Genomic DNA, 13,705 nt, shown 5'->3' with positions numbered 1-13,705 from the left:
AGAGATGAATATGGCGAGAACAATAAGCATGTCCGAAGCGATCAATGAAGCAATCGCATTGGCGATGAGGAAGGACCCGGATGTGATTTTGCTGGGGGAAGATGTTGCCGGGGGAGCAGAAGTGGATCATTTGCAAGATGAAGATGCCTGGGGAGGCGTACTTGGCGTAACGAAGGGACTTGTCCAAGAGTTCGGCCGGGAGCGCATTTTAGATACGCCGATTGCTGAAGCGGGCTATATGGGAGCAGCGATGGCTGCGGCGTCAACAGGACTGCGGCCGATTGCTGAATTAATGTTTAACGATTTTATCGGCAGCTGTCTCGATGAAGTTTTAAATCAGGGAGCTAAATTCCGTTATATGTTCGGCGGGAAAGCGCAAGTGCCGGTGACGGTGAGAACTATGCACGGAGCCGGTTTTCGGGCAGCCGCTCAGCATTCGCAAAGCTTATATGCACTGTTTACAAGTATCCCAGGCTTGAAAGTAGTTGTACCATCCACCCCCTATGATGCGAAAGGGCTGCTGCTTGCTGCTATTGAAGATAATGATCCGGTGATCTTTTTCGAAGATAAAACGCTGTATAACATGACAGGAGAAGTGCCGGCGGGCTACTATACCGTCCCGATCGGGAAAGCGGATGTTAAGCGGGAAGGCTCTGACTTAACCATTGTCGGCATTGGAAAGCAAGTGAACACAGCTTTAGAAGCGGCCGGGCACCTTGCTGGCCGGGGAATCGAAGCAGAGGTAGTCGATCCGCGGAGTTTATCTCCATTAGATGAAGAAACAATCCTTTCCTCTGTGGCGAAAACGAACCGCCTGGTCATTGTTGATGAAGCAAATCCGCGTTGTAATCTGGCGACTGACATTGCGGCTATCGTAGCGGATAAAGGGTTCGATTCGCTGGATGCACCCATTAAGCGTATAACAGCGCCTCATACACCGGTGCCTTTCTCTCCTCCTCTAGAAGATAGGTATCTTCCTACGCCGGAGAAAGTGATACAGGTGGTGTCTGAACTTTTAGGGGAAACTTCTTCTCTCAGCTTATAAGACGATAAAGAGGAAAGGGAGAGATTCGATGGCGGTAGAAGTGATCATGCCGAAATTAGGGATGGCAATGAAGGAAGGCGCTGTTTCCAATTGGAATAAGCAGGTTGGAGAGGCGGTAGAAAAAGGAGAGCTGCTTGCCAGCATTAACTCGGAAAAAATTGAAATGGAGCTTGAGGCGCCGGCGAGCGGAAGCCTGTTGGATATTGCTGTTCAAGAAGGCGAGGGAGTCCCTCCAGGAACAGTTATTGGCTATATCGGACAGCCGGGTGAAAAAGTGCCTGAAGCCGAGACATCTATTGCAAAGCAGCCAGCTGACAAGGAAATAGCGGCCACGGCAATGGAAGAAGAGAAGCCTGTTTCGCTTTCTGCTCTCACGGCAAGAAGCCGGCTAAAAATCTCGCCTGTGGCTCGCAAAATAGCGGAGTCGGCCGGCATTGATTATACACAGCTGAAAGGTTCAGGACCAGGCGGGAGAATTACAAAGGAGGATGTGGAGAAAGCGGTCTCTGCTCCGTCAGCTTCCGAACCGGAACAGAGGGAAGAAAGCACGGCTCCTGCAGCACCGCAGGCAGCACAGCAAACATCGATGACAGGTATGCGCAAGGTGATTGCAGAAAGGATGCACGCCAGTTTGAAAAACAGCGCTCAGTTAACGATCACAATGAAGGCAGATGCAACCGAAGCAGTTCAGCTTCGCGAGCAAATGGCAGAAACCGTTCAATCCCATCTGGCGGCGAAGCTATCCATTCTTGATTTTGTTGCCCGGGCTGTTGTACTGGCTCTCCAAAAGCATCCGCTGATGAATAGTGCCTGCATGGATGGGCATATTCATCAGTTTGAATCGATTCATCTCGGAGTCGCTGTAGCACTTGAGAAAGGGCTTGTAGTGCCGGTTATCCGTGATGCTCAGAACGATTCTCTTGTCCAGCTCTCTAAAAAAATAAAGCTTTATGCTGAGCGGGCGCGCCAGGGAGAGCTGAATCAGGATGAAATGACAGGCTCAACTTTCACCATTAGCAACCTCGGCGCTTACGGAGTTGAATATTTCACCCCGATTTTAAATTCTCCGGAAGCAGGTATTCTAGGGGTCGGCGCTGTGGAGGAAGCGGCCGTATTTAAGGAAGGAACGATCGAGTGCCGCCGTTTGCTGCCTCTCAGCTTGACCTTTGACCACCGTGTACTGGACGGGGCGCCCGCGGCAGCTTTTCTGCAGACGGTTAAGCAGCTGTTGGAAGAGCCGTTTACAATGTTGCTTTAGAAGGAAGGTAGATACGATGACAACCATTGCAATAATCGGCGGCGGGCCTGCCGGATATGTAGCAGCCATCACTGCCGCCCGGCAAGGACAGAAAGTCAATCTTATTGAGGAGGGTCCCTTGGGCGGAGTATGCTTAAATGAAGGGTGTATGCCAACGAAAGCGCTGTTAGAAAGCGCTGCCGTATTGGAGAAAGTACAGCAAGCGGCAGAATTCGGCATCCGGCGCTCATCGCCCTATGTCGAAATAGATTGGGCCTATGTCCAGCTGCGGAAAGAGAAAATAATCCGTACGCTGGCATCCGGCGTCAAGCATCTGATCAAAAAAAACCAAATTGAACTTGTTAATGGCAAGGCCCGATTTAACGATCCGCACAGCCTTTGGGTTACAACGGCGGAAGGGGAAAGGATCATTCGGGCGGACAAGTTCATTATTGCTGCCGGATCTGAACCTGTTTCCTTGCCCTTCGCTCCGTTTGCCGGTGAATGGGTGATTCATAGCGGCCAGGCGCTGGCTCTTTCGGTTATACCGGCGACGATGCTTATTATTGGCGGGGGAGTCATCGGCTGTGAGTTTGCCAGTATCTATAGCCGTATGGGAACGAAAGTAAGCATAATAGAAATGGCTGATCAGTTGCTTCCCGGGGAGGACCCGGATATAGCGGCTGTTTTACATGAAAAGCTGAAAGCGGACGGTGTATCTATTTATACTTCTGCTTCTGCGAAAAAAGTAGAGGCTGAAAAAAAGAAAGTAATAGCGGAAACCGCTCAAGGGATTAGGCAGTTCAGCCCTGATTGCCTGCTTGTTGCGATTGGCAGAAAGCCGCGGGTGGCCGGCCTGCAATTAGAAAACAGCGGAGTCGCTTATTCTAAAGCCGGCATTGAAGTCAATAGCCAAATGCAAACAAGCCAGCCGCACATTTATGCGTGCGGGGATATTGTCGGCGGCAGCCAGCTGGCTCATGTTGCTTTCCATGAAGGAACAATAGCCGCTTTGAATGCGTGCGGAGAGGCGGTCCATGCTGATTACCGGGCGGTGCCCCGATGTATTTATACTTCTCCGGAGATCGCTGGCGTGGGGCTGACAGAAAAACAAGCACGCGCTCAATATGGTGACATTAAAGTAGGGGAATGTGCATTTTCGGCTAACGGCAAATCATTGATTCTCAATGAAGCAGCAGGAAAGGTAAAGGTATTGATTGAGCCGCAGTATAATGAAATCATCGGTTTGTCGATCGTCGGCCCCCATGCTACAGAGCTGATCGGACAAGGTACAGTCATGATCCATGGCGAGATGACAGCCGACAGTCTGGAGCGGCTGATCGCCGCTCACCCAAGCGTATCGGAAGCTATTTATGAGGCTGTAGCCTCCACGGCCGGCCAAGCGGTGCATATCTGATCGATATTTAGGGAGGCTGGCCAATAATCCATAAAATAAAAAGAGGTCAGGAAGAAATAGGTGCTGTCCCAAAAGGTCATTTTTCATGACCTTTTGGGCAGCCCTTTTCTTTTTTAAGAGGGAAATGATATTTGAAAGAATTTTCTTTCTATTTTATAATGAGAAAAGTATCAATTTTTATTTGTACAGACACTTTATATGCTTCTTTGCACGCTCATTCTCTTCTTTTTTTAAAACCGCTGTTTATAAGTTCATTCATCCACTCTCGTACTTTCTCAGACATACATAACATGTAAGCTTTTCAGGTGTACAAAATAAATGATTTAAGGGGGATATGTTCATGCAATCCGTCTGTTATTTGAGTACATGGAAACGCTTTGTGAGTGAAGGAGTACTGGATCCCTCCCGTATTAGCAAGCGAATCATTGAATCTTGGCACCGTTGTAAAAACAAACAGGTCGATCCTTATTTGCAGAAAGGAAGGCACTTTCTGACAAAAGAGTCATTTCAACAGCAAAAAGAAAAAAATACGCTGTTGCTGCAGGCGGCTTTGCCGGCTTTAAAACGCATGGACCGCATGATGGCCGAATTGGAAGCGGTCGTGTTATTAATTGATCCTTCGGGATATGTACTGTCGATTATCGGAAATAAAAAGGTAAAATATGAAGCAAAAAGAATCAATTTTACTGAAGGTGTACGCTGGACTGAGGAAGAAGTGGGAACAAATGCGATCGGCACGGCCTTGCAGACAAAAGAAGCGATTATGATCAGCGGTTCCGAGCATTATTCTGTCGTCTCGCATAATTGGAGCTGTGCAGCGGCTCCTATTCATTCAAGAGAAGATGAATTGCTAGGCGTTATCGATATTTCTTGTCCGGTCGATCGGGCCCATCCATTTATGCTTGGCATGGTTGCTTCAATTGCCCGCGAAGTGGAGAAGGAGTTAAGTGTGCAAGCGCATAAGCAGGAAGCTGACTTGCTTAATCAATGCGGGCATTTGCTTGAAGGCAGTTCACTCATAGCCGTTTGCAACGAAAGAGGCAGGATTGTTGCTGTTAGCCGGGATCTTCAGTGGCTCATTCCTGACTATAGAGAAATGAAAAGGGAGCAACTAGTCAGGCACGGCCTGAAAGAAAAAATGGCATCTGTTATTGTTGCGAGCGATCCGAACCGGGTGATTGGCACTTGTCTTTATTTAAAAGCAGTGGAGAAGTCCCCTGAAAGCTATTTTCCGGAAGCCCCTTCCTTTTATTTTGAAGGAACTGCTGGAAGCAGCCGCTCGTTTCAACGAACATTAGAGGAGGTAAAAAGAGTGGCACCCACAGACGCCAGTGTGTGCCTTTTTGGGGAAACAGGCACAGGCAAAGAAGTGGTTGCCCGGGCGCTGCATGATAATAGCAAGAGAAGAAACGGCCCTTTTATTGCGCTGAATTGCGGGGCTTTGCCTGAGGAGTTAATGGAGAGCGAATTGTTTGGCTATGCCGAAGGTGCTTTTACCGGAGCGAAGCGGGGAGGACATAAAGGGAGGTTTGAGCAGGCGCAAGGCGGGACCATCTTTCTTGATGAAATTGGCGAAATTTCTCCGGCTATGCAAGTGAAGCTTCTGCGTGTTCTGCAAGAAAGAAAAGTCACGCCGGTTGGAGGAATAAAGGAAATCGAGCTGGATGTCCGTATTGTTGCGGCTACTCATCGTGATCTTGGGCGATTAGCGGAAGAAGGAACGTTCCGCAAGGATTTGTATTACCGTCTTCACGTGTACCCGATATATGTGCCGCCTCTGCGGGAAAGAAAAGAAGATATTCCGCATTTAGTGCGCCATTATTGCCAGCAGCATCATTGGAGCGTTCGAGTGCCGGAGGAATATATTCAAAGGCTGAAGCAATACGATTGGCCGGGTAACATCCGTGAACTATTTAATGTATTGGAGCGTCTGCGCATCTCTTCTTCTTTGCTGGAGCCGGGGGATTTTTGTATAGTAGACAAGCTCCTTGCTCCGAATGCCCGGCAGCCGGATGCTGAGCCTGTTTCCTGTAAGCTGAATGCCCGTGAGCAGATTCAAAAAGAATTAATGATGGAAGCACTCCGGAAAACGCAGGGAAACGTTTCCCAAGCGGCCAAATTGCTGGATATGCCGCGGAGTACTTTTTACAGGCGGCTGCAGCGGTTTAATTTGTAACAGCTTGGCGGGAACAGATTCCTGCCATTTTTTGTGACTGAAAGAAAACAGCCTGCACATTTGTGAACTTGCTGCCAAAATAAAGAGGTGCTGCGGCTGTTCATTCTGTGGAGAAAAACAACAAAAGAGGTGGAAGATGAATATTTTAATTGCGCCGGACTCTTTCAAAGGTTCGCTTTCAGCAGCCGCTGTCGGGCGTGCGATCGCCGCAGGAGTAAAAAAGGCGGTGCCGGATGCCAAAATTAAAGTGGTGCCGATGGCTGATGGCGGAGAAGGAACCATTGAGGCCTTATCCGGTACGCGGCAACAGCTGTCTGTCCATGATCCGCTCATGCGCCCGGTGGAAGCTTCTTATTTAACGTTAGAATACAGGGGCGAGCAGACAGCTGTAATTGAATGCGCTCAAAGCAGCGGTTTAACGCTGCTGCCGGCAAACAGGCGTTCACCGATGGCGGCCAATACATACGGATTGGGAGAACAAATTAGAGCAGCGCTTGATGCCGGATTCCGGCAGATCATCATTTCGCTCGGCGGAAGCGCGACAAACGATGGCGGTCTAGGCATGCTGCAAGCCCTTGGCTGGAAGCTATACGATCAGGAGAAGAAAGAAATACCGATAGACGGCAACCCGTTATTGTCCATTGATTCATTTTCGGATGAAGACATTCACCCGTCTATACGCGACACGCGCTTTCTGGCAGCCAGCGATGTCATGAATTCCTTCTATGGGCAGGGAGGAGCTGCCTTTGTTTTCGCTCCGCAAAAAGGCGCGGACAGGCGCGAAGTAGAGGAATTGGATCGGCACCTGAGAAAGACCGCCGGCTTATTTCAGCAAGCCTATGGGCTTGACGTTCAAGAGATCAAGGGAAGCGGGGCAGCAGGCGGGCTCGGGGGGGCCATTGCAGCGGCGCTTGGAGGGGAGATGGTATCGGGAGTGGAACTTGTGATTCAGTTAACGGGACTTGAGGCGGATATTCGCCAGGCTGATTTCATCATTACTGGTGAAGGCAGCCTTGATGGGCAAAGCTTGCTGGGAAAAGTGCCTGTCGGCGTCGCTCGACTTGCAAAATTGCACGGGACATCAGTCATTGCTCTTGCCGGCAGACTTGGAAGAGAGCTTGAAGCGCTCCACCCTTATTTTGATGGCCTGTTCTCGATTCAATCAGACTGTCTTTCTGTTGAGCAGGCAATGGAGCCGGAAACAGCCTCCCGGCAAGCAAGCCAAACAGCGGAGCAGCTGCTGCGCTTTTATACGCTAACCTGAACGATAGGCGGCCTTTCTACTCCAAACGTCTGAATAGAAGCCGTTCATTGCTTAATAGCTTAAGCTCATTTCTATTTTTGGCAGCAAAGGGTGGTCCCTTTGTTGCTTTAGTATAGTAAAATAAATTGCAAAACTGCAATATCGTTTGCAAATATGCAAAAAAATAAAAAAGGTTTACACAAAAAAATGTCGAATAGCGGAACAAAACCGGGAAAAATGCAGAGCGAAAACAGCGATAAAAAAGCTTTATTTTCTGAATTATTCATTTATTTTCAAGAGATTTCTTCTTTTTGGCACGGTATTTGCTTATAGAAAAGCAGATGTAAACGTATTCAGTTTGCCAGAGAGATGGTTCTTTTCCCGGTGATGTGATGGAAAGGAGTTCAGTAGCTTATGAGATGGAGATGGCAGGAGATTTTGTTGCCTTTGCCGCCTGGGGTGTCAAGTGAAGCCACCGTGCAGGATGCAATCAGCTTGCTTTCCCGGGAAGAGAGCCATACGGCGTTCGTTTATGAACAAGGAAAGCTTGTTGGCTACCTTGCCTTGAATGATTTAATGAAACAAGTGCAAGGCGCTGGATCATTGAATCAGCCGGTGAGGTATGAAAAGGATTTGCTTCTCGTCCGTGAAAATGGCTGGGTGGAGTTTTGCCATAACTGCTCTATCGTTGCCGGAGTGAATGAACAAAGGGAGCCGGTCGGGTACATCACTATGGAGGACGCTAAAAATCAGCTGGCCCACCTTCAGCTGGAGAGCTTAAATCATAGCTTGAACAGTGCCGAGATTGGCATTATCACAACAAACCAGCAGTTTGAAGTTAATTTTATGAATGAAACAGCCGGCCAGATCTTAGGGCTGCCGCGTTCCATTCTGGCGGGAAGAAATTACAGAAAAATGATGGCGGCGGAAGTTGAAATGGCCAACATTCTTGCAGGCGAGAAGAAGTTCGGGGTAGACAGCACGTTCAATTTCAAAAAAATAACCGGCCATTTTTCACCGGTTTATCATGAAGGGCAAATCGAGGGCATTGTTCATGTGTTTTACTTGCAGGAGCATTTGGAAAAAGCCGTCAGCCGTTTGGAATTCGTTCGTGAGCTGACTGAAGAGCTGCAAACCATTTATGCGGCATCTAACGAGCAAATTATGGTCGTGCAGCCTTCCGGGGAAATCACTAACATAACCGGTTCGTTCTTGAAGAACTTTTGGAAGCCCTATAAAAAAGAGGATTTAATTGGGCAAAGTGTATTTGAATTAGAAGCTGACGGGTTGTTTGAACCGAATATTTTTGCTCAGTGCTTAAAGGAGCAGCAGCGAATCAGCATGACGCAAAGCAGCCGTGGAGAAGCTAAGGTGTTATCGACGGCGGTTCCTATCATGAAAAAAGACAGGTTGGAGAAAGTTATTGTTCTTTCTCGTGATGTCAGCATAGAGGAGATGTCAGAGAGGCGGAATGCGGAGGGCGGAAATCCATTGACCCCCGACCTGACAAAAAAACTCGTGTACCGTTCACGGGAAATGGCGGAACTTGTAAAGCAGCTGAAGGAAGTGGCAGAAACGGAATCCACCGTGCTGATCACCGGAGAATCGGGAGCCGGAAAAGAGGTAATTGCCAGCCACATTCACGCTTACAGCCGGCGGTCGGACGCGCCGTTCGTTACCATTAACTGCGGTGCTATCCCTGAAAATTTACTGGAAAGTGAATTGTTTGGGCATGAAAAGGGAGCGTTCACCAGTGCGATAGAAAGAAAAAAGGGATTGTTTGAAGCGGCAGACGGCGGAACGATTTTTCTTGATGAAATTTCTGAAATTCCGCTTCACATGCAAGTCAAGCTGCTGCGGGTTTTGCAGGAGCGAGAAATAGTCCGTGTTGGCGGCCTTGCACCTATCAAAGTCAATGTGCGTGTATTAGCCGCCACGAATAGAAGCCTGCGAAAAATGGTGGCGGCCCAGACGTTCCGGGAAGACCTATTTTACCGGCTGCACGTCGTTCCGCTGCAGATCCCGCCGCTAAGAAAGCGCAAAGAGGACATTGCCCCGCTTGCTCTGTCTTTTCTTGAGAAATTAAACGAAACCTATAAAAGGGAAAAGAAGCTGTCGAGAGAAGGATTGCAGCTGTTAGAGAGTTATCAGTGGCCGGGGAACATTCGGGAATTGCAAAATGTAATGGAACGTTTAGTAGTGATTGGAAAGCAGGAAGTCATCTCTGGGGACGATGTGTTCCGTGCTGTTTGGGATAGCGAGTCGGACGAGAAGGCCCATTTAACAGTCCGGGGAATCATGCCATTGAAGGAGGCTGTCCAAGAAGTGGAAGACCAATTGATCCGGCTGGCGCTCGGCAAATACAAAACGGCGATCAAGGCATCGGCTGCACTGGGAGTCAGCGCATCGACAGTCAGCCGCAGAATGAAGAAAGTATCAAAGTAGAGGAGAAAAACAGCGTGTTAATTTTTCCGGAAACGAAGTTTGATTTTTGCGGAGATGAATATATTTACGCGGAAATTTCTAAAGAGATGAGAATTGAAAGTAACTTTAAAGCGATTTCCATTACTAATGAGCTGAGAAAGCGCAACATCCCGGGCATGATTGAAATATACCCGAGCAATGCGTCCTATCTGATCCGTTATGACCCAAATGCGATTTCCCCTCACCATCTGCTTGATTATTTGCAGGAGATTGACCAGCAAAAAAGTGACCGTTCGGAATTATACTTCAGCAGCCGGATCATTGAAATTCCGGTTTGGTACAACGATAAGATTACGAAGAGAACGATTGAAAAATACCAGCATCTGCAGCCCGAAGCAGAAGGTGATGACTTCTCTTACGTCATGAAAGCAAACGGATTTACTGACAAGGAGGACTTCATTGCTTCTCATTCTGCCCCTCCGTATTTTATTACATCATTAGGGTTCAAGCCGGGAACAGCATGGGGGTTTCCGCTTGGAGTGCCGCAGCGCCAAATTCTGCAGGCGCCCAAATACCCTAGTCCGCGCTCTTACACACCCAGTGAGGCAGTTGGGATAGGCGGAGCGTTCACGGTTGTTTATCCATCGGAATCGACTGGAAGCTATCAGTTGATCGGTATGTCAGCTGTTCCCGTGTATGATCCGGGGCAAAGCTTGCCGCTTTTTCAAGACTCTTTTTTTCTTGCCAAACCGGGAGACTTATGGAAATATCGGCCGGTAACTGAGGCAGAATATTATAACATTCGTGAAGAAGTAGCGAAACGGATCTATGAATATAGGGTAAAGTCCATTGAGTTTTCGGCAGAGCAATATGATGAAGAGGGCATGCGTTACATTTCTCAACTGATGGAGGGGTTTTAAACTGTGTTGCACATACTTGAACCAGGACTAAAAACAACGATCCAGGATACGGGCCGGTTTGGTTATTACCATATGGGAGTTCCGCCTTCAGGAGCAGCAGATAAATACTCTTTTTTGCTCGGTCATGCTCTTCTTGGCAACCCGCCTCACTATGCCAGCTTGGAAATGATGTTAACGGGTCCGGTTATTGAATTTCACAAAAAGACAGTGGCCGTCCTGACTGGCGCTCCCGCCAAGGCAGAGTTGAATGGGGAGGCGGTTCCGCTGTGGGAGCCTGTAGCTGTCTCGCCGGGAGATATATTGAGAGTCGGAAGGATAGAGGAAGGAATTTTTACTTATTTGACTGTTTCAGGCGGCCTTGCCACACCTGAAATGCTCGGCAGCCGTTCGGTTTGCTTTGCGAGTGGCTTTCCTGGTGTATTGGGACGGAAGTTGTTGAAAGGCGACCAGCTGCCGCTCAATGAACCGCTGCCCGGCGTTCTCCGGCAAGTAGGAAAAAGCGTGCCGGAGGAGAGCAAACCTGTGTTTAGCCGTCAGCTGGATGTTCATCTTGTATTGGGCATTGCGAGTGAAAGAATTAGTGACGAAGGGCTAACCGGTCTTCTTAATCAGGAGTGGACGATTCATTCTGAGTCGAATCGGGTCGCTTACCGGCTGCACGGCGGGCGCGTCCGATATAAGAAAGAAGCCGCTCCATTCGGCTCCGGAAGCAGTCCGGGCAACATTGTTGATATTCCTTATCCGATCGGCGGGGTGATTGTGCCTAATGAAGAGGAATTAATTATTTTATTAAATGACGGAACAGGCGGCGGAGGATTTGTAACAACCGGTACGGTCATCAGCCCGGATATTAGCGTGCTCGCCCAGGCGAAACCGCAATCGAATGTCCGCTTTCATGCCGTTACCGTTGAACAAGCGTTTCAGCTGCGACGGCAAAAAGAGCTATTTATCGAAAAAGTAAAAATGTCTGTTCAGCAAGCATAAAATCACGCTTGCTGCAGCTTTTAGGTTCAGAATATTCCGTTTATTTTTGAGCGTGCTGCTCTGATGTTCATTTTAGGAGGTGGTGCCGACACGCACTGCGAGAGTGATAGGATCATGGTTTGCATATAAATGAAATCATTTTATTAATCAAAATGGAGGCGATTAAGTGAGTAAATATCATGTAGCTGTCGATGTTGGAGGAACATTCACGGACGTATTCGTATTCGATGAAAAAACAGGGAAAATTCATGTAACAAAAACATCTTCCACACCATCTAATCCAGAAAAAGGAATGATGGACGGAATCGCTAAAGCTAAGCTGACAGGCGATCAAATTGCCATGTTCTCTCATGGAACGACTGTCGGAACCAATGCATTAATCGAGAGAAAGCTGCCGAAAGCGGCACTTGTGACGACTAAAGGCTTTCGGGATGTTACGGAGATTCGCCGCGGCACGAAGCTGGATTTGTGGGATGCCTACAACGATGTGGCAGAGCCTTACATTAAACGCCGCGACCGGTTCGAGGTGACGGAGCGGGTCGATTTTTCCGGAAACATTATGACGGAAGTAAATGAAGCCGAGGTCCGCGAGCTTGCAAGGGTGCTGAAAAGACGCCAAGTAGAATCCATTGCCATTTGCTTCATGAATGCGTATGTAAATGGCGATAATGAAAAGCTTGTGAAAGAAATGTTGCAGGAAGAAATGCCAGATGTGTATATTTGTACCTCTTCTGAAACTTTGCCGGAAATCTTTGAGCATGAGCGGATGAGCACGACCATTGTAAATGCTGTGCTTGGCCCGACCATTAGCAAATATATTAAAGTGCTGGAAAAGGAAATGAAAGGAATTGGCTATCAAGGAGACATCCTCGTTCTTCATTCCGGCGGAGGGGTGATGACGTCTGAAACGGTCCCTCGTTATGCCGCTCGTTTAGCAAGCTCAGGGATTGCCGCCGGAGCGATTGCGAGCAAGCACATCGCCAACATGTGCGGATTCAAAAATGCAATCGGCTTAGATATGGGAGGAACGAGCACGGATATTTCTTTAATGTACGACAATGACTTGCGTGTAACGAAGGACTGGTACATTGAATATGGTTACCCAATTGGCTTCCCTAGCATTGAAATTTTAACCATTGGAGCTGGAGGCGGAAGCTTATCATGGATTGATGAAGGCGGCTCTTTACGCAACGGTCCGCAAAGTGCCGGCGCCGTACCTGGTCCGGCTTGTTACCAGCGGGGCGGAACCGAGCCGACCAACTCGGATGCAAACGTTGTGCTTGGCCGTTTAGGCACGAAGCTGCTTGATGGGCAAATGACACTGGATAAGGAAGCCGCCATCAAGGCGATTGAAAAAACTGTCGCATCTAAGCTCGACTACAACGTTTATGAAGCGGCAGATGCCATTATCAAAGTGGCGAATGCAAACATGTGTGACGCGCTTCGTTTGATTTCTGTACGCCGCGGCTATGATCCGCGTGATTTTGCTTTAGTTGCTTTCGGCGGCGCGGGAGCCCTGCACGGAGCGGAATTGGCGAAAGAAATGGAAATCCCGCATGTTATCGTGCCGGCTCATCCGGGAGTAGCGGCAGCGATGGGCTGCTTGCTCGTTGATGTCCGTCATGATGTGACCAAAACCTATTTAGCAAACATCGCAGATATCCAAAAGGATGATTTAGAAAAAGAGTTTATCGAAATGGAAAAAGAAGCAATCGCCCTGCTTGAAGAAGAAGGCATCGAGCCGGAAAATATGAACTTAATTCGTTATGTGGATATGCGCTATGTTGGCCAGTGGAGAACACTGTCTGTTACTGTAAATCGTCCGCTGCAGTCTCTTGAAAACGCTGTGGAGCGTTTCCATCAAGAGCATGAACGTGAATTTGCCTTTAGGGATGAGGAGACAGGCATTGAAATTTACGGCTTGCGTGTAGAAGCAATCGGTACGGTGACAAAGCCGGAATTCAACAAAGAAGAGCCTTCAGGAACACTGGAAGAAGCATGGAAAGAAACGCGGGAAGTGTATTTTGAGGAATCAGGCGGGTTTATTGAAACAGCTGTTTATGACCGCACGAAAATTCCTGTTCTATCGGAGTTTTCCGGTCCGGCCATTATCGATCAGCTTGATTCTACGGTGGTCGTTCCTCCGTACTGCACGGTAAAGGTAGATGAGTACCGGAACATCATTATGTCATTTGCGGCAAAAGAAGAAGGGCAAAAGGAAGCAGACATAACAGTACCAACATTAGCTAACTAAAAGGG

Annotated in this window: 9 protein-coding genes; all 9 read left to right on the top strand. The window is 48.3% G+C overall.

Annotated elements, in window-relative coordinates; all coding sequences use genetic code 11:
- Positions 1-10 precede the first annotated feature (10 nt).
- The 9 genes from B1A98_RS07745 to B1A98_RS07705 all read left to right on the top strand — a co-directional run bounded on the left by B1A98_RS07745 (position 11) and on the right by B1A98_RS07705 (position 13,700).
- Positions 11-1,045 carry an alpha-ketoacid dehydrogenase subunit beta gene (locus B1A98_RS07745; protein ID WP_063384631.1) on the top strand — a complete coding sequence of 345 codons (1,035 nt, stop codon included), beginning with the start codon at positions 11-13 and terminating at the stop codon, positions 1,043-1,045.
- 28 nt (positions 1,046-1,073) lie between these two features.
- Positions 1,074-2,303: a dihydrolipoamide acetyltransferase family protein gene (locus B1A98_RS07740; protein ID WP_063384632.1), complete on the top strand. Its 1,230-nt coding sequence runs from the start codon at positions 1,074-1,076 to the stop codon at positions 2,301-2,303.
- A gap of 16 nt (positions 2,304-2,319) precedes the next feature.
- Positions 2,320-3,699 (top strand): dihydrolipoyl dehydrogenase, encoded by a 1,380-nt coding sequence (gene lpdA / locus B1A98_RS07735; RefSeq protein ID WP_063384633.1) that lies wholly within the window; start codon positions 2,320-2,322, stop codon positions 3,697-3,699.
- 334 nt (positions 3,700-4,033) lie between these two features.
- The gene (locus B1A98_RS07730) at positions 4,034-5,875 is read left to right on the top strand and encodes a sigma-54-dependent Fis family transcriptional regulator (RefSeq protein WP_420916243.1); all 1,842 of its coding nucleotides are present in this window, start codon (positions 4,034-4,036) and stop codon (positions 5,873-5,875) included.
- A gap of 136 nt (positions 5,876-6,011) precedes the next feature.
- A complete protein-coding gene (locus tag B1A98_RS07725; RefSeq protein ID WP_063384635.1) occupies positions 6,012-7,139 on the top strand; it encodes a glycerate kinase family protein in 1,128 nt (375 codons plus the stop codon).
- A gap of 393 nt (positions 7,140-7,532) precedes the next feature.
- Positions 7,533-9,563: a sigma 54-interacting transcriptional regulator gene (locus B1A98_RS07720; RefSeq protein WP_063384636.1), complete on the top strand. Its 2,031-nt coding sequence runs from the start codon at positions 7,533-7,535 to the stop codon at positions 9,561-9,563.
- A 14-nt stretch (positions 9,564-9,577) separates the two neighbouring features.
- Positions 9,578-10,462 (top strand): 5-oxoprolinase subunit B family protein, encoded by an 885-nt coding sequence (locus tag B1A98_RS07715; protein WP_063384637.1) that lies wholly within the window; start codon positions 9,578-9,580, stop codon positions 10,460-10,462.
- A 3-nt stretch (positions 10,463-10,465) separates the two neighbouring features.
- Positions 10,466-11,446: a 5-oxoprolinase subunit C family protein gene (locus B1A98_RS07710; RefSeq protein WP_063384638.1), complete on the top strand. Its 981-nt coding sequence runs from the start codon at positions 10,466-10,468 to the stop codon at positions 11,444-11,446.
- Between the two features lie 166 nt (positions 11,447-11,612).
- Complete coding sequence (locus B1A98_RS07705) at positions 11,613-13,700, top strand: hydantoinase/oxoprolinase family protein (RefSeq protein WP_063384639.1); 2,088 nt, start codon at positions 11,613-11,615, stop codon at positions 13,698-13,700.
- The last annotated feature ends 5 nt before the right edge of the window (positions 13,701-13,705 follow it).

The sequence above is a fragment of the Pseudobacillus badius genome (genome assembly GCF_002189605.1).
GTDB lineage: Bacteria > Bacillota > Bacilli > Bacillales > Domibacillaceae > Pseudobacillus > Pseudobacillus badius.
This window is presented reverse-complemented; position numbering and strand designations above follow the sequence as displayed.